Source organism: Dictyobacter formicarum (assembly GCF_016587435.1).
On the sequence record NZ_BNJJ01000002.1, the window covers coordinates 201,819 to 226,282 of the forward strand.

Annotated in this window: 22 protein-coding genes and 2 pseudogenes; 13 read left to right on the forward strand and 11 right to left on the reverse strand. The window is 53.3% G+C overall.

Features of this window, described 5'->3' with window-relative positions; all coding sequences use genetic code 11:
* Window positions 1-107: 107 nt before the first annotated feature.
* The gene (locus JMI88_RS03375; RefSeq protein WP_201360325.1) at window positions 108-845 is read right to left on the reverse strand and encodes a YoaK family protein; all 738 of its coding nucleotides are present in this window, start codon (window positions 843-845) and stop codon (window positions 108-110) included.
* 70 nt (window positions 846-915) lie between these two features.
* Window positions 916-2,653, reverse strand: a pseudogene (locus tag JMI88_RS03380) (amidohydrolase).
* Between the two features lie 623 nt (window positions 2,654-3,276).
* Between JMI88_RS03380 and JMI88_RS03390 the strand changes: the two are divergent.
* A complete protein-coding gene (locus tag JMI88_RS03390; protein ID WP_201360328.1) occupies window positions 3,277-3,423 on the forward strand; it encodes a hypothetical protein in 147 nt (48 codons plus the stop codon).
* A 150-nt stretch (window positions 3,424-3,573) separates the two neighbouring features.
* Here the strand turns inward: JMI88_RS03390 and JMI88_RS03395 are convergent, their stop codons facing one another.
* Entirely contained in the window at window positions 3,574-4,428 is an 855-nt protein-coding gene (locus tag JMI88_RS03395) for an alpha/beta fold hydrolase (RefSeq protein ID WP_201360329.1), read from the reverse strand.
* 730 nt (window positions 4,429-5,158) lie between these two features.
* Between JMI88_RS03395 and JMI88_RS03400 the strand changes: the two genes are divergently transcribed.
* The 9 genes from JMI88_RS03400 to JMI88_RS03440 all read left to right on the forward strand — a co-directional run bounded on the left by JMI88_RS03400 (window position 5,159) and on the right by JMI88_RS03440 (window position 13,659).
* Window positions 5,159-6,541, forward strand: a complete 1,383-nt coding sequence (locus JMI88_RS03400) for a cytochrome ubiquinol oxidase subunit I (RefSeq protein ID WP_201360330.1) — start codon at window positions 5,159-5,161, stop codon at window positions 6,539-6,541.
* A gap of 33 nt (window positions 6,542-6,574) precedes the next feature.
* Window positions 6,575-7,579 (forward strand): cytochrome d ubiquinol oxidase subunit II, encoded by a 1,005-nt coding sequence (gene cydB, locus JMI88_RS03405; protein WP_201360331.1) that lies wholly within the window; start codon window positions 6,575-6,577, stop codon window positions 7,577-7,579.
* Window positions 7,580-7,582: 3 nt separating this feature from the next.
* A complete protein-coding gene (locus JMI88_RS03410) occupies window positions 7,583-7,807 on the forward strand; it encodes a hypothetical protein (protein WP_201360332.1) in 225 nt (74 codons plus the stop codon).
* Complete coding sequence (gene cydD / locus JMI88_RS03415) at window positions 7,804-9,540, forward strand: thiol reductant ABC exporter subunit CydD (protein WP_201360333.1); 1,737 nt, start codon at window positions 7,804-7,806, stop codon at window positions 9,538-9,540. The genes JMI88_RS03410 and cydD overlap by 4 nt, the downstream gene beginning before the upstream one ends.
* The gene (gene cydC / locus JMI88_RS03420; protein ID WP_201360334.1) at window positions 9,533-11,347 is read left to right on the forward strand and encodes a thiol reductant ABC exporter subunit CydC; all 1,815 of its coding nucleotides are present in this window, start codon (window positions 9,533-9,535) and stop codon (window positions 11,345-11,347) included. Before cydD ends, cydC begins: the two co-directional genes overlap by 8 nt.
* Window positions 11,296-11,556 carry a DUF5996 family protein gene (locus tag JMI88_RS03425; protein WP_236022821.1) on the forward strand — a complete coding sequence of 87 codons (261 nt, stop codon included), beginning with the start codon at window positions 11,296-11,298 and terminating at the stop codon, window positions 11,554-11,556. The genes cydC and JMI88_RS03425 overlap by 52 nt, the downstream gene beginning before the upstream one ends.
* Window positions 11,557-11,843: 287 nt before the next feature.
* Window positions 11,844-12,011, forward strand: coding sequence for a ferritin family protein (locus JMI88_RS03430; RefSeq protein ID WP_201360336.1), 168 nt, complete (start codon window positions 11,844-11,846; stop codon window positions 12,009-12,011).
* Window positions 12,012-12,126: 115 nt separating this feature from the next.
* The gene (locus JMI88_RS03435; RefSeq protein WP_236022803.1) at window positions 12,127-12,696 is read left to right on the forward strand and encodes a DsbA family protein; all 570 of its coding nucleotides are present in this window, start codon (window positions 12,127-12,129) and stop codon (window positions 12,694-12,696) included.
* A gap of 18 nt (window positions 12,697-12,714) precedes the next feature.
* Window positions 12,715-13,659 carry a ring-cleaving dioxygenase gene (locus tag JMI88_RS03440; protein WP_201360337.1) on the forward strand — a complete coding sequence of 315 codons (945 nt, stop codon included), beginning with the start codon at window positions 12,715-12,717 and terminating at the stop codon, window positions 13,657-13,659.
* Window positions 13,660-13,915: 256 nt separating this feature from the next.
* Here JMI88_RS03440 and JMI88_RS03445 read toward each other — a convergent pair whose 3' ends face one another.
* The 5 genes from JMI88_RS03445 to JMI88_RS03465 all read right to left on the reverse strand — a co-directional run bounded on the left by JMI88_RS03445 (window position 13,916) and on the right by JMI88_RS03465 (window position 18,693).
* Entirely contained in the window at window positions 13,916-14,218 is a 303-nt protein-coding gene (locus JMI88_RS03445) for a transposase (protein WP_201360338.1), read from the reverse strand.
* Window positions 14,206-15,114: an ISAs1 family transposase gene (locus tag JMI88_RS03450; protein ID WP_201360339.1), complete on the reverse strand. Its 909-nt coding sequence runs from the start codon at window positions 15,112-15,114 to the stop codon at window positions 14,206-14,208. The genes JMI88_RS03445 and JMI88_RS03450 overlap by 13 nt, the downstream gene beginning before the upstream one ends.
* A gap of 95 nt (window positions 15,115-15,209) precedes the next feature.
* Window positions 15,210-15,722 (reverse strand): hypothetical protein, encoded by a 513-nt coding sequence (locus JMI88_RS03455; RefSeq protein WP_201360340.1) that lies wholly within the window; start codon window positions 15,720-15,722, stop codon window positions 15,210-15,212.
* Between the two features lie 932 nt (window positions 15,723-16,654).
* Window positions 16,655-17,605 carry a DUF6585 family protein gene (locus JMI88_RS03460; RefSeq protein ID WP_201360341.1) on the reverse strand — a complete coding sequence of 317 codons (951 nt, stop codon included), beginning with the start codon at window positions 17,603-17,605 and terminating at the stop codon, window positions 16,655-16,657.
* 371 nt (window positions 17,606-17,976) lie between these two features.
* Window positions 17,977-18,693, reverse strand: a complete 717-nt coding sequence (locus JMI88_RS03465) for an IS6 family transposase (RefSeq protein WP_201360342.1) — start codon at window positions 18,691-18,693, stop codon at window positions 17,977-17,979.
* A 10-nt stretch (window positions 18,694-18,703) separates the two neighbouring features.
* Between JMI88_RS03465 and JMI88_RS40550 the strand changes: the two genes are divergently transcribed.
* The 3 genes and pseudogenes from JMI88_RS40550 (at window position 18,704) to JMI88_RS03480 (ending at window position 20,949) form a co-directional block, all read left to right on the forward strand.
* The gene (locus JMI88_RS40550; RefSeq protein WP_373323758.1) at window positions 18,704-18,952 is read left to right on the forward strand and encodes a helix-turn-helix domain-containing protein; all 249 of its coding nucleotides are present in this window, start codon (window positions 18,704-18,706) and stop codon (window positions 18,950-18,952) included.
* Window positions 18,940-19,671, forward strand: a pseudogene (locus tag JMI88_RS03475) (IS630 family transposase); the annotation flags it as partial. The gene JMI88_RS40550 and the pseudogene JMI88_RS03475, both read left to right, overlap by 13 nt.
* A 91-nt stretch (window positions 19,672-19,762) precedes the next feature.
* A protein-coding gene (locus JMI88_RS03480; RefSeq protein WP_201360310.1) for an IS630 family transposase occupies window positions 19,763-20,949 on the forward strand; the annotation gives its coding sequence in 2 pieces (ribosomal slippage) (window positions 19,763-20,204 and window positions 20,204-20,949; 1,188 coding nt in all).
* Window positions 20,950-21,124: 175 nt separating this feature from the next.
* Here the strand turns inward: JMI88_RS03480 and JMI88_RS03485 are convergent.
* The 3 genes from JMI88_RS03485 to JMI88_RS03495 all read right to left on the reverse strand — a co-directional run bounded on the left by JMI88_RS03485 (window position 21,125) and on the right by JMI88_RS03495 (window position 24,422).
* Window positions 21,125-22,516 carry an outer membrane protein assembly factor BamB family protein gene (locus JMI88_RS03485; RefSeq protein WP_201360344.1) on the reverse strand — a complete coding sequence of 464 codons (1,392 nt, stop codon included), beginning with the start codon at window positions 22,514-22,516 and terminating at the stop codon, window positions 21,125-21,127.
* Window positions 22,517-22,705: 189 nt separating this feature from the next.
* Window positions 22,706-23,845 carry a HEAT repeat domain-containing protein gene (locus JMI88_RS03490; RefSeq protein ID WP_201360345.1) on the reverse strand — a complete coding sequence of 380 codons (1,140 nt, stop codon included), beginning with the start codon at window positions 23,843-23,845 and terminating at the stop codon, window positions 22,706-22,708.
* Window positions 23,799-24,422 carry an RNA polymerase sigma factor gene (locus JMI88_RS03495; protein WP_201360346.1) on the reverse strand — a complete coding sequence of 208 codons (624 nt, stop codon included), beginning with the start codon at window positions 24,420-24,422 and terminating at the stop codon, window positions 23,799-23,801. The genes JMI88_RS03490 and JMI88_RS03495 overlap by 47 nt, the downstream gene beginning before the upstream one ends.
* Window positions 24,423-24,464 lie beyond the last annotated feature (42 nt).

Sequence of the window (24,464 nt, forward strand, 5' to 3'; positions counted from 1 at the left end):
CTGAACAGGAGCGACTTCTTCAGGAATAAAAGCGCTGCCGAGAGATGCTTTGATCGGTTTGCCTAATAAAATGTGAGGCCCACTTCCCTTGAGCGCGGGGCACGGGCTTAATCAGGATGAATCCAGTCTTGCTTCTCCCGCGGGAACCAGTGTATCATTATGGCAATCAAAAATGTGAGCACAAAAGCGATCGCCAGCGGAGCAATAATGGACACGTGAAAAATGAGTATACTTCCCCCTAACGCCCCCAGTAACATAGCAGCCACCGAGATCAGCCGGCGCCCTGCCTTTGCTCCACTGCCGCCGACAAACCGCGCATCTGCGGCGAGCCCGACGATCGTCAGGGTCAGCACGGTGGTCGTCAGGTCAGGCACCGCCAGCTTCCTGGCCGTAGCATTCTGAAGTCCCATCGCCATACTCAGCACAAGAATCAACGCGGCACTCTCTCCGATGAGAAAGGGATAGGCTGTGAACGCTACCAGAATAGTCGCGGCTCCCAGTAAAAGCGTCTGGATGAGTGCAGAGAGGCCAAGCAAGCGTCCACGGTGATGTCCCAGACGAGATCCAAGCAGCCCACCACCCAGCGAGCCAAGCACAAAGCCTCCCAACGCCAGTAACGAGGCACCGATCGAAAAGCTAGAGGAACCCGCAAAGGCAAAGGCCAGGAAGACAACGTTCCCAGTCATATTAGCCACAAACACATGATTGAGAACCAAATAGCTAAACGCGTCGATCAGGCCGGTCACCAGAGTCATGACGACCAGCAACACCGGCAGGGGACCATGCCGGGCGTCATAACCGGGAATCAACATTTGACGGATTTCGGTAACAAAAATCTCTATCACTTACTATACCTCCTAGTTACTCTTGAAAAGGAAGAATAATCTGCCGGAGCAATACTGGCGCTATCCTTTCCTAAAACACAAAGCAATCACATCCCGGATCGTTTTCTCTCCAGTCGTGTGCTCCCATATGAGGAAGGTGGAGATGGTTTCCACCAGAGGTCGTCCTTTTCACCTCGGGGGTTCTGGCTCCACCATAGACTGCGACGGGTGACCATGAAGGGCTCACTGGAGGCAATGGCGGATCAAGTGGAGCAAACTCCCTTGCGGCATACACAATCTTTCCTCCAACTAGCGTCAACACCGAAGAGATACGCGGAATGTCTTCCTCGGCAATGATGAAGTAATCATCTGAAAGGACTGCGAGGTCGGCCAGTTGATCTGGCGCGATCCGTCCCTTCTTCTCCTCTTCGCCAGAAAACCAGGCACTGCCACTGGTATACCAGAGGAGCGCTTCCTCACGACTCAAACGGTTCTCGGGTGGGTATAATTCCATGCCACCAACGGTCCTGCCTGTGATCAACCAGCACAGCGCAACCCAGGGATTATAGCTTGCCACTCGCGTGGCATCCGTCCCCGCGCCGACGGGAACGCCGATGTCGAGCATCCGCCTGAAAGGAGGCGCCGCCGCGACTGCCTGTTTTCCGTAGCGATAGACGAAGTATTCTCCCTGAAAGGCCAGGCGATCCTGGATGGCAATTCCTCCGCCAAGTGCTTTTACCCGTTCGATATTGCGTGGGCTAATGGTCTCTGCGTGATCAAAGAACCAGCGTAGCCCATCAAAAGGAATCCTGCGGTTAATGTCCTCAAATAGATCTAGATAGTGGTTGATCGATTCATCGTAGGTCGCATGCAGCCGAAATGGCCAGCGATGCTCAACAATCAAAGAAATAGCCTCTTTAAAAGCAGCATCGACATCTGAACTGATCTCTGGACGAGGTTGTTGGAAGTTCTCAAAATCATAGGCGGCATCGGTAATTTTTTCCCCAATGCCGTTCATACGCAGGTACTCATTGCCCTGACCTGGCCTGGTCAGCTGAAACCAGCGTCGAAAGTCTTCGATTTCTTTTCCTGGCTGCTGAGTAAACAGATTATAGGCAATCCGCAGCGTTAATTGATCGGCCTTGTTCAGTGCTTCAATAACCTGGTAATCCTCTGGATAGCGTTGGAGGCCTCCACCAGCGTCCACCACGCTTGTCAGGCCCAGGCGATTGAGTTCACGCAGGAAATGCCGTGTGGAATTGAGCTGATCCTCATATCCCAGGCGCGGCCCATGGGCCAGTGTGGCATAGAGCAAAGCTGCATCCGGTTGGGCCAGCAACAGTCCGGTAGGATTGCCCCAGGCATCTTTCTGAATCTCCCCTCGCGCAGGACTGGGCGTGTCCCTGGTGTATCCAACCGCGTGAAGCGCCGCCTTATTCAAAAGCGCGCTGGCATACAGATTGAGGAGAAACACGGGAGTTTCAGGAGCGGCCGCGTTGATTTCCTCCAGCGTCGGCATCCGCCGTTCCGCGAACTGAAAACTGGTTCCAGCCGCCAATAACGCGTACCCATTGTGGAGGAGGAGTCCGCTGGGCCTGCTCTTTAAGCATCCGTAATGCATCAGCCAGTGAAGGAACGCCATCCCAGCGCAGCTCCATGGTGTAGTTCAGGCCTCCTCGAATCACATGAATGTGCGAGTCGTTCAGTCCTGGAATGACGGTGCGACCTTGAAGATCGATCACCTGTGTCTGATTTCCCTTGTATTCCAGCGTCTCGCGCTCATTGCCCACGACTAGAAAACGGCCATCCTTGATGGCCAGGCTCGACACAAAAGGTCGCTGAGCATTGAGCGTCGCGATCTTTCCGTTCACCAGGAGCAGATCTGCCTGTTGAACTATCGTTTGCATAGCATTTTCTCCTTTTGTAATTTGCTGCTTTTCAATTCATGGCCATCTGCATATTTCCAGGGGCTGGTTCGAATGAGCGCATGTCAGGCTCATAGCATACATAAGGAGCGTTATGAAAACGTAAAGAATAGCGTTATGAGCAGAAGAGCGCTGCCATCTTACATCGAGAAGCAAGAAGAGCCAGAATACGTTTATCTCCTTTGATTGACATATTGTGGATACTTTTGCCATTGTTTCATGCTCAATTCAAGCGTACTCGTGCCTCCGCTATCGTTCTGCGGAATACCGAGTTTGGCTTTCTTGCGAACCAGATTGCAAAACGACGCATGAACGATGGCTAGCGATAGCAAAAAATATCAGCCGGTTGCTGCGAGCACGCGTGCTTCATGTGGCCGAGAAAGAGCCTTCTCGTGTAGCCATCCTCACTGGATAGTAGTGTGTCTCACCTTGCGTGAGAAGGAGGTACAAAAAGGTCGAGCAACTATGGGAACGGAAAAAGCAGAAGGAGACGTTGAAACAGAAGATGAAACGAAGGAAGGAGGACAATGAGGATATCATTTGATATCAATGAAGCTGTGTTTAATGCACGAGGTACGTATCTGGAGGAGAAAGCTGTCCACTATGAAGAGATCTTGATCGGAAGTATGACCGAAAAACCATATTCTTGCCGAGGCGGCCAAATTATGGTGTGAGTCACAATCCACCTTGTAAATTTGGAAATTACGCTGTCGAAATCTTGCTGCTTATTCTGTGGATGAGGTATCTCCACCGAGGAAACGGTTATGCTGGTATGATCGACACGAGAAATCGCGACAGGCAATCTCGAATCGGGTTGGGCATAGTCATTTCGCGCCCCTATTGCGCTGCCAGAAGGTCTCGAGTTGCTGGCAAATGAAGTCGGTCTTTTCCTCGAAGACCCAGTGGCCGCATGCTTCGATTACGCCACCTTGAGCGCTGACGGAGATCGCCTTGGCACAGTCGATGCAGTGCGACCCGAAAGAGCGCACGCCAGCCCAGGCGAGCATCGGGACCTTCAGCTTCTCTCGCGTCAACTCGGCCGTCTGCTCCGCCATCCGCGGGATGTAGCCATAATAGTTGAGGCTGGCGCGCAGATTGCCCGGCTGGCGCATCTGAACGACGTAGCGCTCAGCCTCTTCCTCCGGGATCGCGTTGGGATTGTAAGCAAAATCGCGGAAGAAGTGACGCAGATACCGATCCTCACGCCCCTCAATGAGGAAGGTCGTGATGTCCATGTTCATGTGCATGCCCAGATGCCAGTACGGCACACGTGGGTCGACATAGCCGGGGAAATCGAGCCCAAAGAAGGGCGTCTCGATCGTCGACAGCGACAGAGCCCGATCGCCTGCCATGTAGGCCAGCGCGACCGATGGCGGGCCGCCGAGATCATGACTGACGATATGAAACTGATCGACGCCTTCGACCGTGAGAAGCTCTAGCATATCCTGAGCGATTGTCTTGGGCTCATAACCCGAGAAGGGCTTGTCGCTGTCCGCGAAACCCCTGAGATCGGGGACGATGAAGCGGTATTGGCCTGCGAGTTTTTCGATCAGTGGCAAGTATTCACGGTGGTTCTGAGGCCAACCGTGCATGCCAAGCACCACAGGTCCTTCACCAGCCACGATGTAGTGCAGGTTCACTCCGTTTGCGACTGCGCGTTTGTTGATGTAGTCAGTCATGGCTTCTCCTGAGGCTACGCAAACTATTCATAGTAGTCCTACACGCTCCGGCTTTATAGGCGAGCCGACAACGGCAGCAGGTTGACCAGTAGGGACGCCGCATAAGTGTTTCGTTTTGGCTGTCTGATCTCTTCGATCGGGTCACACTTCCATCCTTCAGGTCATATTTTCGTGACTCTTGAGGTCATTTACTACACCGCCAATGCCAAGTTCATTCAGACAACAAATATCTGCCCCCAGCATAAGCATCCTACATACTACATACTATTCTATACTCGAGGTGCACCACCCTTTCACCTCATCTTTCCACTCCAGGCCGCGTTGGGAGAGCAAGCGTCCACGGCGTTTGCAGAGGCGGTGAGGATCATCCAGAGGCTGGCCGAGCGCATCCAGGATGAAGTTTCTGCGCGCGTGTTTTCTGGCCGAGCCACAGATTCATCCTGTCCTCCAGCGCGCACAACGCCTTGCCGATCGCACGCTTCCCGAGGAAGAGTGACCCACACAGGTGCCTTTTGCTTCGATATTCCTCAAATAGGTTTCTTTCCGCTGTGAAAAGATTATAACGCTGCATCTCACGTTTTCATAACGCCCTTTGCCTATACTGGCGACAGAGAAGACAAAGGACCAGTTCCTGGATCTCCAGCAAGCCTTGCTTGAAATGGCTACCTCAACGCTTCCTGTTTACTTTTCTGTCCTCCGTTCGTTAAGAACGGCCAACAAGGGAAATGCTATGGATGTACAGTTACTTGCCGTATCGCGATTACAATTTGCCATTACCGCAGCCTTCCACATGATCTTTCCGGCTATTACCGTTGGGTTGAGCCTGTTTCTCGTTTTTCTCTACGGTGCCTATCTCAGAACCAACAAAGAGATCTATCTCACCACCTACCACTTCTGGCGCAATATTTTTGCCGTTGGCTTCGGCATTGGAGTGGTGGCCGGCATCGTCATGACATTCGAGTTCGGCCTCAACTGGGCTGCCTATGCCAATGCCGTCGGTCCCATTGTTGGGGTGATTATTAGTATGGAGGTGGTCACTGCCTTCTTCCTGGAGGCAGGGGTTATGGGTGTTCTGCTCTACGGTGAGGGACGTGTAAGCAAACCCGTGATGTTCCTTGCTAACTGCATGGTCGCTTTGGGTACACTGCTTTCCACCACCTGGATTCTTTCAGCCAACTCGTGGATGCAAACGCCAGCTGGCTATACCCTCGTCAACGGACAGTTTCGTCCCACCGACTGGATTGTTGCCATCTTCAATCCTTCTTTTGCGTACCGTTTTCCGCATGTTCTGCTGGGCGTGCTCCTCTCCGCGTCTTTTGTCATGACGGGGACCGCCGCCTGGTACCTGCTCAAGCGCCAGCACCTGGAGTTTGCCCGTCTGACCATCTCGCTGGGTCTGGGAGTAATGAGCCTCCTGATCCCTTTACAACTCTACATGGGCGATACCGTCGCCAGCGAGATGGGACAATTTCAGGCACCAAAGCTCCTTGCGCTTGAGGGGAATTGGGACTCGACGAACACAGGGTACAATGTGTTCATCATTCCCAATCAGGATGAGCAGCGCAATATCGTCCAGGTGAGTATTCCCTGCCTGGGCAGTATCATCCTCAACCGCGACTTCACCTGTAGCAAGCCGGTACCTGGCCTCAAACAGGTCCCACCCGCGCTTCAACCACCTATGGTGCTGGTGTTCTATGGCTTCCGTCTGATGTTCTATATCTCCATCCTGATCTTCTTCGCGGTGGCCTCCAGCCTCTTGCTGCGCCTGCGCGGCAGGCTCTATACTGCGCGCTGGTTTCACCGCTTCATGCTGATCCTGTTTCCTGTGGGCATTCTGGCAGTTATTGGCGGATGGATTACCGCGGAAACGGGCAGGCAGCCCTATGTCGTGTATGGCAAACTCACCACAACAGCTGCGGTCTCGCCGCTTGCTCCCGGTGTCGTCGTTGCTTCTCTCTCTGCATTTATTGTTGTCTATCTCGCGCTTCTCACCCTCTACATTGCATACCTGGTGCGCGCCATTCGTCGCGGGCCGGGAGATACTCCATTGCTGTCTCCGGCACGGATCACACAGGACAGGCCTACGATCGTCAGTGCCGTTGACGCCAGCTAATCTGCTGAACGAGGAAAGAAAGGACCCATCCTTATGACATCGTCTCTCCCATCTGTTGGGCCATTGTTCTGGCTGATGGTTGTTTTCTTCGGCTTGCTTCTTTACGTTGTGCTTGATGGCTATGACCTTGGCGTCGGGATTCTGGTTCTGTTTGAGCGCCAGGAGCAGCATCGCAAGGAAATGATCGAGATCATCGCGACCAGCTGGGATGGAAACGAGTCCTGGTTACTGCTGGTGATGATCGGGCTGTTTGCTGGTTTCCCGCAAGCGTATGGCACACTCTTGCCCGCGCTCTACATTCCCGTTATCCTGATGCTCCTCTCACTGATCTTTCGTGGAGTGTCCTTTGAATTTCGATCGCAGGCTTCACGTAGCTGGGGTCTGGCTTTTGCTGTCGGCTCGCTAATCGCCTCATTCTGTCAGGGAGCAATCTTCGGTTCTCTGATCAGTGGCATCCCAGTCAAAGATGGGCATTTTGCCGGGACACCCTTTAGTTTTCTGCACGGTTTGAGTCTGCTCACCGGGGGACTCTTTGTCTGCTTCTACTGCCTGACAGGAGCAAGCTGGCTCAACGACAAAACAGACGGGACGCTCGCGGCGAGTGCAAAGCAAAAAGGTCGTTTTCTCACGCTAGTAGTTGCCATCCTGCTCATTGTGACGATGATTCTGGCACCACTCGCCAGTCCGGTCTTCGGCGGCGCATTCAGCACGAAGTCGCTCTTCGTGCTTGGAGCGACGATCCTGGCCCTGATTTCCTTAGGGATCACCTGGTACAGCCTCAAGCGCCTGAACAACGTGGCACCGTTTATCTTCGCGGCAGGCGCGCTCACACTGGCGTTAATGAGCCTGCTGGTCATCAACTATCCGTATCTGGTCCCGCCGAGCATGACGTTCTGGCAGGCGGCATCTCCCAGGAACACAGTAGACTTTCTCTTGATTGCGGTTGGATTCTGCATTCCGGTTACTCTGGGCTATAATGCCTTCGCCTACGTGGTCTTTCGCGGTAAGTTTTCCCTCCCTGAGCAAAAAAAGGTATGATCGATGATGAAGACTCCAACAACTACTGCTACACCCACGCGCACCGTACGACGCTGGTTGATCAATCTGATCTGGATCGTAGCATGGATCGTGATCTACTTCCTATGTATCGACGTTTTCGGCAATACCGTGGCATTCATTGGCGTTCCCACGCTGATCGTGACCAGCGCGATTATCTGGTTTGCGACTGAGCGGCGAGATCGGCAACCTCCGGAGAAAGCCTCATGAGCGGCACAGGCGCTTTGCAGCAGAATACAAGCAAGCACTTTCTACGGACGAACCTGGGGCCTGCGCGACGCTCGCTTGCTTTTGCCATTATGGCAGGCGGATGCAATACGCTGGCACTCATCCTCCAGTCTTTCGCCCTCTCCCGCCTGGTCTTCCTGGTGGGGATCGAACGAGCAGTGCTTACGCAGGTCGCCTCCTGGGTGCTGGTGTTCAGCGCGGCTATCATCCTCAGAGGAATCTGTACCTCTCTGATACAGTACTGGAGTGCTCAGGGGGCCTTACGTATCCAGCAGCACGTGCGCAAGAACATCCTCGATGTCCTCTTTGCTCCGGGCATCCTCCCAGGCGAATGGATCAACGCTGCAGACCAACAGACTGCAGAAACCGTTCACACTCTGTTGGAGCAGGTCGATAAGCTCGAACCCTACTATGCTCGCTACATCCCGCAGGCTGCGCTGACCATCATCAGCCCGCTGCTCCTGCTCCTGGTAGTTTTTCCCACTAACTGGATTGTCGGGCTGCTGCTGTTGCTGGCAACGCCGGTGATCCCCTTTTATATGGCGCTGATAGGTATGGGTGCCGAGGCGATCAGTCGAAGACAGATGGAGACGGTACACCGACTCTCGGCAACCTTCCTGGATTATCTCCAGGGGATACAGACGATCAAAGCGTTGGGAGCAACAACGTGGGCAAGGCGCACCATTGCTGAAGCTTCGCAGGAGTTGGGGAAGCGTACTATGGCGGTGCAACGCGTCGCATTCCTTTCCTCGGCGGTAATAGAGTTCTTCAGTGCCTTCGCAGTGGCGATTGTTGCCACCTACATCGGACTGAGCCTGCTGAAATACATCAACATTGGTGGCTCCGCTGGCATGTCCCTGCAAACAGGACTCTTTCTCCTCCTCCTCCTCGCGCCGGCCTACTTCCAGCCCTTGCGTGCGTTTGCTGCAGCCTATCACGACCGGGCAGATGCATGGGCCGCAAGTGCGCATCTCACCAGGTTGCTGTCACATGCTGTGCCGCCTGGGCAGCGACACGAACTGGAACAGGTCCAGCGCATCGAACTGAGCAACGTGACCGTTCACTACGCTGGTCGCGGACGCCCGGCCCTCTCAAATATTTCCCTGCGCGTCAATGCTGGACAAAAGGTGGCTATTACCGGTCCCTCGGGTGCTGGAAAATCATCCCTGCTAAGGGTCATCGCCGGGTTCACAGCAGTCACGCGGGGAGAGGTGCTCTTTGATCAACTCACGTCTACCGAAGCAGGAGGGATACGCGCGAGCTGGGTTGGCCAGCACCCCTACCTCTTTCCTGGAACGCTGGCGGAGAATATCGCCATTGGGCGGAAAGACGCCTCGAACCAGGAAATTGAAGAGGCAGCTGCACACGCACGTGTGACAGAGTTCGCTGCAGCGCTTCCTGATGGTCTGAACACGCAGGTCGGAGAGCGCGGCCTGGGTCTCTCTGGCGGACAGGCGCAGCGCGTGGCTCTGGCTCGCGCCTTTCTCAAAAATGCGCCCCTGCTGCTCCTGGATGAACCAACAGCGCACCTGGATGCAGTGACTGAGGCTGCCCTCGTGAAAACGATTGCTGAGCTCGCCCATGATAAGACGGTCATCCTCGCCACCCATAGTCCATTACTCATTGCCCAGTGTGACCTGGTGCTCGTCCTAAAAGATGGCACCTTGCACTCTCTCCAGGAGAGAGAATCAGGAAAGGTTGTCTCCTATGCGTGAACTCGTTCCTTCTCTCAAACTGATCCGTGGTTCTCTGTTGAGGACACTGCTGCTCGGGTTCTTCCTCGCCTGTGTGGCAAGTCTCGCCGCGATAGGTCTGCTAGGGTTGTCTGGCTGGTTCATTAGCATGGCCGCTCTCGTCGGACTGGTGGGAACGCTGGCGGGGGGACAGGCTATGGCCGGTTTTTCGTATCTGTTTCCCAGTGCAGGAGTGAGAGCGTTTGCATTGTTACGCACGCTGGGACGCTATGGAGAACGAACCATCAATCACCAGGCCACATTTCTGTTTCTGTCCAGACTCCGCACCGTGTGTTTCAACGGAGCACTACGCCTACCTGTGCGCACGTTCTCCTCCTTTCGCAGCGGCGATCTGCTCAACCGTGTGATGGCCGACATCGACACGCTCGACCAGGTGCTTCTGCGTGTTCTTGTGCCCACCGCCTCCACCCTCATCGTCGTGACCGGCACACTCGTGTTCCTGGCGTTCCAGTCTGGACCGGTAAGCGTGCTGGTCGCCATCATGCTCGGCGTAACAGGGATCGGGCTTCCCATCCTGATGACCTGGCTCGGTCAGCAATCGGGAGCCAGCTTGATCGAAGCACGCGCGGGAGCACGCATGCATTGCGTCGAAGCGCTGCAAGGGCGAGAGGAAATCGCCTCGTATCATGCCGAGGAGCGCGCGAAGCAGCAGATAACACGCTACCTGGCCGGGGCAGACCGAGCACAACGCTCCCAGCGGCAGTTGAGCGCGCTTGGAGCAGGTCTGACCGCATCGCTCGCATCGGCGACCACTTTGGGCGTGCTCCTGCTCGGTCTCTGGTTCTTGGAACAGGGAAGCATGAGCGCGCCTGTCGTCGTCATGATCTGCCTGATCGTGCTCGGTCTCTTCGAGAGTATCGAGGGGCTGCCTCTCGCCTATCAATTCCTGGGTCAGACGTGTCGCGCGGCCCAACGAGTGAATGCGCTACTACAAGCCAGACACACCGAGCCATTAGAGACGCTCCAGGCATTCAACCGTACCGGACAGCAGGAGTCAACTCCATTAAGTGCAGTGCCGACCGTTCCCACCAGTCCAACGATCAGCTTACAACATGTCTGTTTCCACTATGATCGGATGCGAGGAGAGGTGCTTCATGAACTCACGTGCACCATTCCCCCGGGCTCGTTTGTGGCGGTTACCGGCCCCAGTGGATCTGGGAAATCAACTCTGCTACGGCTCCTGGTAGGTGAACTAGCACCGACACAGGGAACAATCTCCATAGAATGGTCGGATGCGAAAGAGATAACGTTGGGTCATTCGCCGATGGATTGCGAGAAATCGATCATGTTTGTTGCCCAGGAGAGCCATATTTTCCATACCACACTGCGAGAGAATTTGCTCATGGCCAAACCGGATGCGAGCGAGCAGGAACTCCGGCACGTTCTGGGCGTGGTCTGCCTGACGACGCTGGTTGAACAGCTCGACCAGGGCCTGGACACCCAGCTTGGTGAAAACGGCGACTTGCTTTCAGGAGGCGAACGCAGCCGGTTGAGCATGGCACGCGCACTGCTCACATCGCCACATATCCTTCTTCTTGACGAACCCACAGCTGGTATAGACAGCGCAACGGCCAGACAAATGCTTGCCAATCTTCGTTCCTGCCTGCCTGAGAGTACGATCGTCGTTGCAACGCATAATTCCTGGTTGGTGACGATAGCCCAGCAACAGATCCAGCTCACCACAAACGACCAACTCTCCTACTCGGTGACGGCACCATTCCGGAGCCAGCATTCTACGCCTACAGCGCCCCGGAACCGCCAGGGCTGAAAGAAGCCATCGTGCGACCAGCCTCAGCTTTCTATCATCCAACGATGGGCGAGTTTCTTCTGCGCTATGACGATGTGAGGAATACAGACGCCCCAGAGCAAGCGCTTCTGGCGTTTTTCCAGAGTACCTATGAAGCTGGCGCAACGCTGGGGCAATGGGATCGAGAAGAGTTGGAAAGGGAAAGATGGTACCAGGCGAGCAAAAAGTAGCGAGGCTGGAATTCACTGAGAATACCCTTAGAAGGAGAAAAGAAACGATGACGACCAAACCATCGTAACAGACATCTGCCACTTTCATGACTACCACCTGCTCTTCGATATAGCCAGGCTGAGGCTCTTTTCACCTCCATTGACATCCTGGCCGAACGTGTGCGTAGTATTGTGTGCGTAGTATGGGTGGGTCCACGATCCACAGTATTGGGCAGATCGGCCGCCTGCAACGGGTCGAGGATGACGACGAGACCGATGTTCCGGCTGTGGACATGGTTTAGCGCTTGTTGCTGGACACCAAAATCCTGACTCAGCTGCTGCGTGAGGCGCATACTGTCAGCGAGGAATGCCATGATATCGCCGCTACCAGCGTTCTGAAGAACCTCCTGGACGAGAAGGAGAAACGCCGTTGGTTCCTTTCAGCAGTAGTGAACTCAGAAGAGAAGAAACGATAAACGGGTGAGAGCCTCGCTCACAGGAAAGCCGGTGTGCGGTTTGGATGGAGAAACGACGTAGCAATGGAGAGCAATGGCAACTGAATGAAAAAATGTGGAGGTTACAAACAAAATAATGACAGGACAAACGCGTCTTACGATACCAGTAAACGAACTGGATCATAGCCAGGGATCTATAACGGCCCCTGTCACACTGGTCCAATATGGCGACTATGAGTGCCCCTATACACGCCGATCGACAGTTGTCGTGAGAGCGATTCAGCAACAATTAGGGGACCAGTTGCGTTTTGTTTTTCGCAATTTCCCGCTCATCGAAATCCATCCTCACGCGCTGAGCGCAGCTTTAGCAGCCGAGAACGCAGCAACGCAGGGAAAGTTCTGGCTGATGCATGATACCATCTTCCACCATCAGCATACCCTTCAAGATGAGGACCTGGCCCGTTTGGCAGCAGAGATTGGTCTTGATCTACAGCAATATGAACGTGATATGGTGGCACTGCGCAATCTGGATCGCGTTGAGAAAGATAGGGAGGGGGCGAACAGAGCGGAGTGCAAGGAACACCCACGTTTTTCATCAATGGGAGCTTGTATCTCGGTTCCTGGCAGCAGGACGCATTGCTTGCAGCACTCGAAGCAGCGAGCCAGGGATAAATGTAGAGAAACAAAACGCGAAATAATATACTGAGAGAAAGGAGAAAAGTTTATGCAGCACAGTCTACTTGGTATCCACCATGTCACCGCAATTACAAGTGACCCACAACGCAATATCGACTTCTACACCGGTGTGCTGGGGCTACGACTGGTCAAAGTGACCGTCAATTTTGATGACCCCAGTTCTTATCACCTGTACTATGGTGATAAGGAAGGACATCCAGGCACGATTCTGACATTCTTTGCCTGGCCAGGAGCTCCTCGAGGACGACAAGGAACGGGGCAGATTAACGCAACGGCCTTTTCCGTACCTGAGGGTTCTCTTGGTTATTGGATTAGTTATCTGCTTGAACGTGGGATTAAGTATGAGGGACCAATGGCACGTTTTGGTGAACAGGTCCTCTCACTGCGAGATCCAGATGGACTGGTCATCGAAATTGTTGCGCATCTTGGAGAACAAGAACCACCCGGATGGGAGAATGGAGCCATCCCTGCCGAGCACGCCATTCGTGGCATTTCTAACGTTACGCTCTGGGAAGATGACTATGAACAGACGGCTCATTTCCTGACCGACACATTGGGCTTCCGCCTGGTCTCTGAGGAACAGAACACGTTCCGCTATGAGCTTGGCACAGGGGGATCTGGAACCAGAGTTGATGTGCGCAGTACCCATGGTTTCTGGCGTGGAGCGGTTGCTACAGGCACAGTGCATCATGTTGCGTGGCGCGTTGCAACAGATGAAGTGCAACAGAGGTGGCGGGAGCTCCTTGACGCCCGCGATTTCAACGTCACGCCAGTGCTGGATCGCGAGTATTTTCACTCAATCTACTTTCCTGAACCCGGTGGCGTGCTCTTTGAGATTGCAACCGATCCTCCGGGCTTTACCGTGAATGAGCCAGTCGAGCAGTTAGGAACACGACTCCAACTTCCACCCTGGCTCGAAGCTCAGCGTTCAGAGATAGAGCGACTATTACCGCCGCTTCGTTATGGACTGTGATGAAACAATAGCCATAACGTTTGTAGGTTCCATCCCAGCCAGCTAACATATTTCTGATTGGGATGAGCGGAGAGGGGAAAAAGTGTCCGTAAATGTTGATGTGCTTATTACAGGAATTCCAAGTATTGTCTTTACCACGCCTCCCCTGGCGAGGGTGGGTTTGACCGAAGAGGAGGGACATGCGCAGGGACGGCACTTCACAATAAAGCACGAGGACACATCAACCTGGTATACTTCACGTCGGATGAAATCAGGGCTATTTAATTCTCTGCAAAGAGAGAAAAAAGAGACGCAGGGCCAAAATCGGCTGGGCATCGAAGATGCGCATCTGGCTTGCGACATTGGTCACGCCTAGCCAGTCAAACAAGGCCAGCAGAAAGCTATTGAGAATGGCCATGGTTCGAGGGGCCGTGCCTTTGCGGAGTTGAGAGAGATCCTCTCGCAGCGTCATGTCACGCCTCCAATGGAGCCGATTTTCAATGGCCCAGTGATCCCTGATCAGTTGGAGCAACCGCTGCGGATTGGCTTGGGACGGGGTCAGGCTGGTTATCCCATACACCCACTCCTGCGTGCAATACAGCGCTTTGGTGACTCGGCATCTGAGGCGAAAGACCTGGGCCACCCCTGGCCACTCTCCCCCAGAAAGTCGTTGAGCTCGGTGCTGGCGACCAGCGTTCGCACTTCTTTTCGTCCATGTCCTTTGTCCAGCGTTTCCCCTTCCCGCCAATCTCGACAGTCCGTCGATGGCTCGCTGAAAAAGAGCTGCAAATCTTCTTGTAAGGTCGGTTGATTGCCCTTGGCGAAGAGCACATAGTCTCCGGCTGAGGCCACAATACGGGAGCACACCGAGGCATGCGTGTGTAAGGCATCGGCGCTGACAATGCGCCCTTTGACCCACTGCGGTTGCAGCAACTCGCCTATCCGACGTTGCTCTCCTTCTTTCTCTTGCACGACTTGCTCCTTGAGGATCACGCCCGTATGGACTTCATACATCGTGATCTGATGCACCTTCTTCTGATCCTCTGCCACATGATGCTGGGTTCCCCGCAACGTTTTGCCATCGACCGCGATATGTTGCTGTTGACCCGCTTCTCGTTCTGCAGCCTGCACACGCGTCAGCAGACTCATCAAGACTGCATTGACCTGCTCAGCGTCGACGGCTCGCAACACTTTGCTGGAGGTGGCGGCACACGGAAAGCTCTCCCCCACTCCTGGAAGCATCTCTTGCAACCAATGCGCCCGCAAGCGGATCCACTCACTGATCGCTTGCAAGGATGTGGCTCCAGCCGCTTTGGCCAGGAGCACATAGCTCAGCACCAGCGCGAGCGGATAGCGCGTTCCTTGCTTGCGGCGTCCATCGGTGAGTTGTTGCATCGCAGCATACATCGAAAGAATCTCTTTCTGCGTCTTCCATCCAGCCAATGGCATAGTTTCTTGCGGTATAATAGGCGTCATTGAGGATCATTCCTGCTTTCTGAGCATTTTTTGGTAAACTCATTGTAGCAGTCAGTGATCCTTTTTGTTTGTTCTTTCTTCTCTCTGAGACAGAATTAAATAGCCCTGATTAAAGTACACTCTGCCTTGCCCAGATGTGGGATGATTACATCAAGCAAACGCTCGACAATGCTCCATTGGCCTTCTTGCCATTTCGTCTTGGCTGGCATCGTAGACCAAGCCACCGGCAGCAAACGGGAATGCACGAGCAATCCCACATAGACAATGGTGGCATCATCATTGAAAGGCGTCATATCCAGCACAAAACGTAGCTTTTTCTCGCTCCAGAATGGCAAGATGTGTGCCACAAACTGCTTCCATGTTTCGTGCACTTCGATGCGATCGTTCGCAATAAAGCGCGCGAGCCGTCGTTCAATGCTCGGCATGTTCGCCGTGCTGATGCCATGTTCACTCAATCGTTCTGCCATGCGTTGCAACACGGCTGTCCCAGAAAGCACGATGCCGATCACGAAGAAGGCCAATGTTTTCTTTTGGGGTCCATGCATTGGACCAAAAAGGTCCTTGACTTGCTTATGCCATTGTTTCCATAATAGGACCGACGCATCCATTGAGATCGTCCTCCAAGCATTGGTGAGTTTGTTCTGCTTGAACTGACGATCTCATGGGTTTTTTTTCTCTCCTTTCCCCCATATTGACTGCTTTGCTGGTCTATTTTTCTCTCCTCTAGAAAAGTGTCAGGGAGAGAGGCCTTCATCACCCATACACAGACATCTTCACCAGCTAAAAAGACACCAATGGTGGGAAACATGCAGCCCTGGACGCACACCCACAGACACCACTCCCGCTATCCTTCAAAAAGGACAAAAAACATGCCCGCCACGTAGGATACCACCAATCCTGTCTCCTTCTCATCATTCCTGTCCTTATCCTGCAACAATGACGATCTGCGCATTCCCTGCGCATGGCTTCTCCCAGAACAAGAACACAGAAAGCAAGAAAAAATGAAGAAAGAGGAAAAAGATACAAAAACACTTGTCGGCACGCGACAGTATTTGTGGGAGAGACGAGGCCTCGTGCAAGCATGCTCGAAGATCAACGATACTTTTTGTGGGAATGAAGCACGTTTTGTCGGGGATTACAGACACATTTGATGATATCCTACATGTTCCTTCCGGCTTACTTGATCGATTACCAAGCCATCACTCAAAGGGAGCGAGAGAGACCCTTCCATCTGACACCTCATCCTTGATCAAGAAATTACATGTACAAATCCCTTGGTGATGAGTATATCAGGATGATGCCCTTCTAGCAGACAGGCAGTATTCATCAAAGTTGACGGAGTTCCTGTTTATGCGTCAAAAGCTAAACAATAACAATTTTAGGCATAGATCTCAACTGGCCTGTAGAGCCAAGTGCTGGACAGGATATCCGTCAAGAGTTCGGACAAAGAGACTGTCAAATCACAGTTGCGAAACGGGTTGGGCGCGCAGTGCCCCCCAACCCGTTTCGCAACCCATGTATTGATTGCTAAGAGATGCAGTTAATAGCCTCCGATCGCTCTCCTGCGACCGTGTTCAACGAGTTGCAAGAACACTTGCAGGTTGGGGATGGTGGAGGCTCTGGTTCTGATGGAGGCTAGCAAGTCGCCTTGTTTGCGAATAAGCAGCCATCCGCGTCTGAAGTTCGCCTGTCCGAACTGGTTCCAGGGTATTAATACTCCTGCTTTGCTTATGCCCTGCATGCTGACAGTGAGAGTGCCAAAGTTCACCGGGCTACCACTGTCATAGGCGGCAATGGCTTTGGGCAGTTGGCGGCGCGTAACTTCCTGTTGAATAGCCTCGCCCAGTAGTTTGTTACTTTTTAAAGCGCTAGGAAATTTGAATTGAGCACCATCATTGCGGCGCACGGTGTAATTATATGAAGTATAGATGGTTATAATGCCACGATAACGGTGTTTGACGATTCTTTCCCATACGGCTTCGACATGTTCCCAGCACATCACATCTACATGGCTACCTTTGGCTCGTACAAGCCCCTCAGAAAAGACATAGGCTTTTAAGTTAAAGTTTACTACAAGATAATATATGGAGTATGCACTTAAGGCCAACAGGGCAAGAAGCCCGATAATGTTGGGATTACCGCCCAGTGAGAGAAGAATATCTATAAGAGTGAGCAGCAGTACGGCACCAGCGAATAATAGTTTGATGGAATTCGCTTTATAGACCTGTGTAAGGGTGCCCAGTTGAAAGGTTGCAACTTGTTGAGCGATCTCTGGAGGCACCGGTAGGGGTGTATAACGTCCTTGTGCCTGGAGAGACGCATAACCTTCCGCCTGTTGAGGAGCTGGATAGCCGCCCGCCATCTGTGACGGATAACCTCCTGGCATGGGGGGTGGTGCATAACCTCCTGGCATGGGGGGTGGTGCATAACCTCCTGGCGTCTGGGGAGCTGAATAGCCTCCAGATGGGGGTGGTGGTGGATATTGGGTCACAGTATTCTCCCTTCAGTCAAGTGTAATTATTTAGTAGTAATTTATACTGCAAGCGTAGTACATGTTGATAGGATGCTCAATGCATTGGTACAAATATGTTGCATAGTGTAGTCAAAAACTCCTATTTATAGGTATAGAGATTTTATTGATGAGTTTTTATTGTGAAATATTAACCATCAATTTGAACGGCCAATGTCCAAATTATGCAAATTAACATTTTACTCATAATGAATTTTCCCTTTCAAGATCAGCAATGCCACATGTGGGACTATTATTGGTGTTGTCAAGTTATTGTATGGGAAAGAGCGTCGTTCTGAGGAAAAGCTTGTTGGGAGAACAGTGACAAGGAAGAAACTAGAGAAATGGGCTTGCTATGCGACCCTGTCTCTTGCGGTGATATCGTTCCAGGCCTCAAAGCGCTCCTGCATAAGGGTACGATAATCTGAAGCACAGAGGCGATGTCTTCTTGGTCGAAAATGGTCAGAGATTGGTCCAAAGGCCGAGAGAAATCGTTGCGCATGGCCAGGAGATGTGAACCGTCGCATCGTCCGCTCTCGTTGTCGAGTGGGTTGGTGGGAGTTTTCCGCTCGATTGTTCAGGCCTTTGTGCTGTCGGTGTTCGACACTGGACAGAATTTCCCTCTTGGCAGCGGCGTAACTCACAAGCTTGTCAGTAATGATCACGCGAGGCACGTACCCCAGCCCTTTGAGAAGCTTGCGGAAGAACTTTTTGGCGGCCTTTGTATCGCGTCGAGGCTGCACCAAAATATCGAGCACGTTGCCATGCTGATCCACCGCGCGCCACAAATAGCTTCGCTTGCCATTGATCGTCACAAACACCTCATCCAGATGCCACTTGTCTCCCGACCTCGAGCGTCGATGCTTCAACTCATTGGCGTACGTTTGGCCGAATGTGAGACACCACTGGCGGATGGTTTCGTAGCTGAGCACGACCCCACGCTCTGCCATGAGCTCTTCAACATCACGGAAACTGAGGGAAAAACGGAAAGAGAGCCACACGCAATGACTGATAACAGCGGGTGAGAAGCGGCATCCCCTGTAAGGAGAAGCTGAGCTGTTCTTTTTCATAAGGCGTATTATATCATATTGCCCAGCTTTCAAGAAGGCTCCCAGTCAAGTTGACAATACCCAAACACGAGCCCGCACCCTTGATGGAGAACAAGAAGCTCATCTTATTGCCCTTTCGTGCAGCCCGTGTCCGCAAGGTCAGGCCCGCTGGACACTCCGCCTGCTCGCCAATCGGATGGTGGAACTGGGCTATGTGGAGCAAGTCAGCCATGAAACGGTGCGCCAGACACTGAAAAAAACGAACTCAAACCCTGGTTGAAGCAGTGTTGGCGCATTCCTCCCGAAGCCAACGCAGCCTTTGTCTGGCGCATGGAAGATGTACTGGAAGTCTACACGCGTCCCCACGACTCTCATTTTCCCCAGGTGTGTATGGATGAAAGCGCCAAACAACTGCTGCTGGACAAGCGAGAAAGTCTTCCTGGGCAACCGGGGCAGCCCAAGCGTGTGGATTCCACCTTTGAATCAGGAGGGATGCGCAAGCTTTTTCTGGCGGGCGAGCCGCTGGCGGGCAAGCGATTCGTCAACGTGACAGAGCGCCGGACAAGCGAGGATTGGGCTCATTTCATTCGTGAACGCATCGATGTCCATTATCCGAAGGCAGAGAAAATTGTGCTGGTGATGGACAATCTCAACACTCACACACCATCTTCCTTGTATTCCACCTTTGCTCCGTCGGAAGCCCTTCGCCTCCTCAAGAAATTGGAAATCCACTACACGCCCGTCCATGGGAGCTGGCTGAATATGGCCGAAATTGAGCTCTCTGCTCTGGCACGCCAATGTCTTTCCCGTCGCATTGGGACACAGAAGGAACTGGAGCGAGAGGTCTTGACCTGGCAACAGAAGCGCAATGAGGAGGCCATCACCGTCAATTGGCGTTTTACCACCGCTGATGCACGCATCAAACTCAAACGCCTGTACCCCTCTCTTGAGAAAAAGAAGTCTTCCACTTCAAAGAAGACTGTTGCAAAGAATGATTGACATAGCATTACTGCTCTGTCAAGGATGGTTTGCAACAGGAGAGTTTTTCTGTTATCCTGGAAACTCCATTCTATTTTTCTAGGAGAGACAGATGAGAGAGCGTCCACACAAGTATGAAGTCGCGTTGAGTGAAGAACAGCGGTTCCTTTTACAGCAATTGCTGGCTGGCGGCAAAGCTCCTGTGAGACAACAAGCGCATGCTCGTATTCTTTTGAAAATCGATCGCAATGCTCCTGGTCCCCGTTGGACCGATGAGCAAGTGGCGGAGGCCTTCGAGATGAGCCGCTACACCGTGATCCGTATTCGCGAGCGCTTCGTCAATCATGGCCTGGACGATGCCCTCAACCACCGTCTTCACACGCAAAGGCGAGCGCAAGCCCTGGATGGGGAGCAAGAAGCCCATCTCATTGCGCTCTCCTGCAGTCCCTGCCCGACTGGACAAGCCCGTTGGAGCTTGCGTTTGCTGGCCAATCGGCTCGTGGAATTGGGCTATGTCGAGCAGGTGAGCCACGAAACTGTGCGCAAAACGCTCAAAAAAATGAACTCAAGCCCTGGCTAAAACAATGCTGGTGTATTCCTCCCGAAGCCAGCGCCGCCTTTGTCTGGCGCATGGAAGATGTGCTGGAAGTCTACACGCGTCTCTATGATCCTCGTTTTCCCCAGGTGTGCATGGATGAAAGCGCCAAACAACTCCTGCAGGACAAACGCGAGCCCCTGCCGATGCAACCGGGGCAACCAGAACGCGTTGATTACACCTTTGAAGCTGCCGGCATGCGCAAAATCTTCCTGGCGTGTGAACCGCTGGCTGGCAAACGCTTTGTCAACGTGACAGAGCGTCGGACGAGCGAGGACTGGGCCCATTTCATCCGTGAACTGGTGGATGTTGAGTATCCCGATGCCGAGAAGATCGTGCTCGTGATGGATAATCTGAGTACCCACACGCCCTCTGCTTTGTATCAGACCTTTCCTCCGACTGAGGCACGTCGCATCCTCCGCACGTTGGAAATCCATGATACTCCTGTGCATGGAAGTTGGCTCAACATGGCTGAGATTGAGCTCTCCGCCCTGGCGCGCCAGTGTCTCTCTCGTCGCATTGGAACCCAGGAGGAACTGGAGCGTGAGGTTCATGCCTGGCAACAGAAGCGCAATGAGGAGGCCATCACGGTCAATTGGCGTTTTACCACCGCTGATGCCCGTATCAAGCTCAAACGGCTTTACCCATCCCTTGAGAAAAAGAAGTCACCCTCTCCAACAGGCAACGTTGCAAAGCATGATTGACAGAGCATTACCACATTCACCAGCATTTTTGCAACACAACCGACATTTTTCCACCCCATAAGCAGAATCACTTATGCCCCTTCCATGAGAAGAGCGAGATGGGCGCCATGGTCCCATCTCGCTCTTCTCATGGAAGGGTTTGACTCCATTGAAAGGTGAATTTATTTATGCGTTTCTAACCAATCTGCTGCTGCCAGGCCACGCTACCGTCTCTGGCCTCAAGCGCTACCAGAAAGACGGCCCTGGCTGCATCCCGATTGAGGAAGGTGACATGACCATCCGCGACCTGGAATGGGCCTCCAATGCTCCCGAAGGTGCCTGTTTTCCAGAGCATTTTGCCGTCACTGAGCTGGATGGCCTCGACCTCGGTTCCGCCCAGCGCCAGATACACATTTGAGCTATCGGCGGCGATGGTTGGAGCAACAGGAACGTGATTCTGCACCAGACCGATGTTGCTGAACAGGGTCTGGCTCCCTGTCTCCAGGTCATAACCATGAAGCTGTATGTGATAGGTGCCTTGCACAGCGGTCTGGGTAAAGGATTGGACCACCAGCGTATGCTGTGTGATGATCAGTGGACTACTCGCGTCCGTTTTCAATGGATGAGACCAGAGAGGCGTTCCGCTCGTGCCCTGCAAACCCGCCAGGGTAAACCCCTCGATGCTCTGGCGATCCGCACTGAACAGCGCGCTCAGCGTATAGACAATTCCATCCCCGGCTATCAGCGACATGCTTTCTTCGCCAGGGCGCTGATCTTGCCAGAGCAGCTGGCCGTTCTGCCCATCCAGAGCAATCAACCTGCGATCATCGGCAGTTTTGACGATGGGCGATTTTGTGGTATAAATGATCCCTCGATCAACCGCAAAGTCGGCCGTGAACAGAAAACCATCGATGACAACCCCGATGCTCGTATTCTGCCAGAGCTGGCGGCCTGTGCTGCCCTGGAAGGCTAAGAGGCGCGGTTGCGAGGTCGACGGAAGCTGGACGAGGGGCTGCTCTCCCGGATTGACCGGGTACTCTGTCAGTGTTTCCGTGCTGACCGCTCCAACAACATAGATTCTATCAAATTCAGCATCAAACAACACTTTCGTATACTCGCAAAAGGTCTGGCCCGCTTGCAGCAGATCTTTTTGCCAGATCACTGTGCCGCTGGTTGCATTGACCGCGTTGAGCTGGCATTTTGAAATAAAGAAAATCTCGTCGCCAGCCTGCGCATAGCTGATCCCATTCCCACGCGCAATATAATCAGCGTGCTCATACTGATGACTGCTCGTCCAGGCAACCTTCCCATCGCGTGTAGAGCGAGCAGTGATATGAATAATTGTGGACTCATATGTCTCAAAGAGGATCAAAGAATTGGCCTGCTGGCTCGTCTGAGTCGGTGTTGTGCCGCTGGACCCCGGCAGGCTCGCCTGCGCGGCGCGTGATACGTTATGCTGAAACCCAGACAAAGCCAGCAAGCTCGCGCCCAGCAAACTCCCCATCACCAGCAAAAACGCGAACCAGCGTTTTCCAGAGAAGAGACGTTTGCGATGCGGTACAACATCTGGCTTTTCCAATTGTTGCATAGTTTAACTCCTTTTTCTTTCTCATAATTCGAGTCTGGCCCCCTTCTGGTAATTCGATCATTGCGGATCTATGAAGGGGTCTCCGGGAAGCGCTTCTGAAGTGAGCGAAGATTTCCAAGCCAGCCCACTGATGAGCTTCATTGCTAGAAGCGGGCCAGACGCACAATTCATGCTATCGTCTGGTATTCCTCAGGCTCCGGCCCCAGATTTATAGGGATCGGTGACATGAGGATCGTTCACATGGTGGAAAGGCGCGCTGAATGAAAATGTGAACGCCAGGCTGTGACCTGTCCCCAGTTTAGGTTCGCCTGAAACCATGGTCACGGTCCAGGTGACAGTGAGCGAATCCACGCTGGCGGGGACCACAAAAGCCTTATAGACGGTATAAATGTGCCTGAGTTGTGGATCTTGTTTATCGATCTGCACATAGCCGCCACCGGTTACGGCACCCTGCGTTTGCGGATAAGCGCTGGTAAGCGTTGAACCATCTTGCCGGAAAGGATCTTTTGTCGCGGGGCTGAATGTGTCATAAACGATCGCGGTGCGCCCCTGGTCGAGATAGACCTTGAGGAGCCGCACGGTCACTCCGTCAATAGTTTTTTCCTGGTTGAGGGTGGTATATTGATCAGGATTTCCCAGCAGAGGGGACCACCAGCCCAGGCCGAAGCCAGCCGCGCTCAATGCCGCGAACACTACCAGCAGAGCCGCCGCCAGGAGACCGGCTTTGAGCGGCGAGAACCTGCGTCGCCGAGTTGGAGAGTTCGACGCTGGAACAGAGAGTTTGGGCGTCGATCGCGCAAATAAAGATGGTTTTGTCCTTTCTAAAAGATGTATTGGCAGCGAGGCTACCCGATCTTTCTCATCTTGCAGGCGCTCCAGGGCATAGCGCGCGGCCTGGCGCACGGGCTCGCTTTCATCGTGCAGGAGATCCTCGATCATGGATATGGGCAGCAGAAGATGAAATTCGCCCGCTGTGAGCAGAGTAACCTCGCGCACCTGCCAGTGTTCATCACGCAGCCGCTCCTGCAACAGGTCCAGCGGCGCGTCAGACCCCGCGCACCCCAGAGCACGCACGGCTGCCTGGCGCACACAGTGATCCTTGTCGTTGAGAGCGCTCTCGATGTGCCGGCGAGGCGATTGAGCGCTCAGGCGCTCGGCCACCGCGCAGCGGACTTCCCAGCGCGGATCGCTCAAGGCCTTCTCAAGTTCTTCGGACATGGCAAGGTTTGCGCGAGCCTGTTGATATGCTTCAAGCCGGGCCTGTAAGCCCACTGACAGCGTTTCAGGCGCCTGGAAAGTTGCTTGAGGTAATATTTCGCGCGGTTTCATAGTTTTTTTCCCTTTCTGTAGAGAGAATGATCCGCAAGGCTTTTATCCCACGGTTCAAGCGAGATCGAACAGTCCCAGGCGCTATATCCAGCAGCGTGGCTGCTTCCTGGTAGGAGAGCTGTTCAAAATAAACACAGACGATAATTTCTCGATGGTGATCAGCCAGCAGATAGAGTGCGTTTGCGAGTTCCTGCTGGCGTTCCAGCAGGTCATACCAGATTTCAGGCTGGACACTCTCGCTATCTGGTACCTCCAGCACCACGCTTTCCTCGGTACTTTCGAGCGAGAAAGTCGCCCGATGTAGGCCACGCCGGCTATTCCGAAAAACATTTAACGTCAGCTTGTAAAGCCAGGGGCGGAGTTGTAAATCGCGAATATGCTCTGCTGGATAGTGCGAAAGCGCGATATAGCTCCGCAAGAGCGCTTCCTGCACAATATCCTCGGCATCCTGGGAGCGCTCGCTCAGACGCAAGGCAAAGGTGTACAGGGTATGCTGGTAAGTATGCACAAGCTCTGGGAAATAGCGATCAAGATTGGTCGCCAACAATTTCGCTAGCGCGAAGACATCATCATCCATAGAATTTCCTATCAAAAGATCATCATACGTTTAGCGATTGTA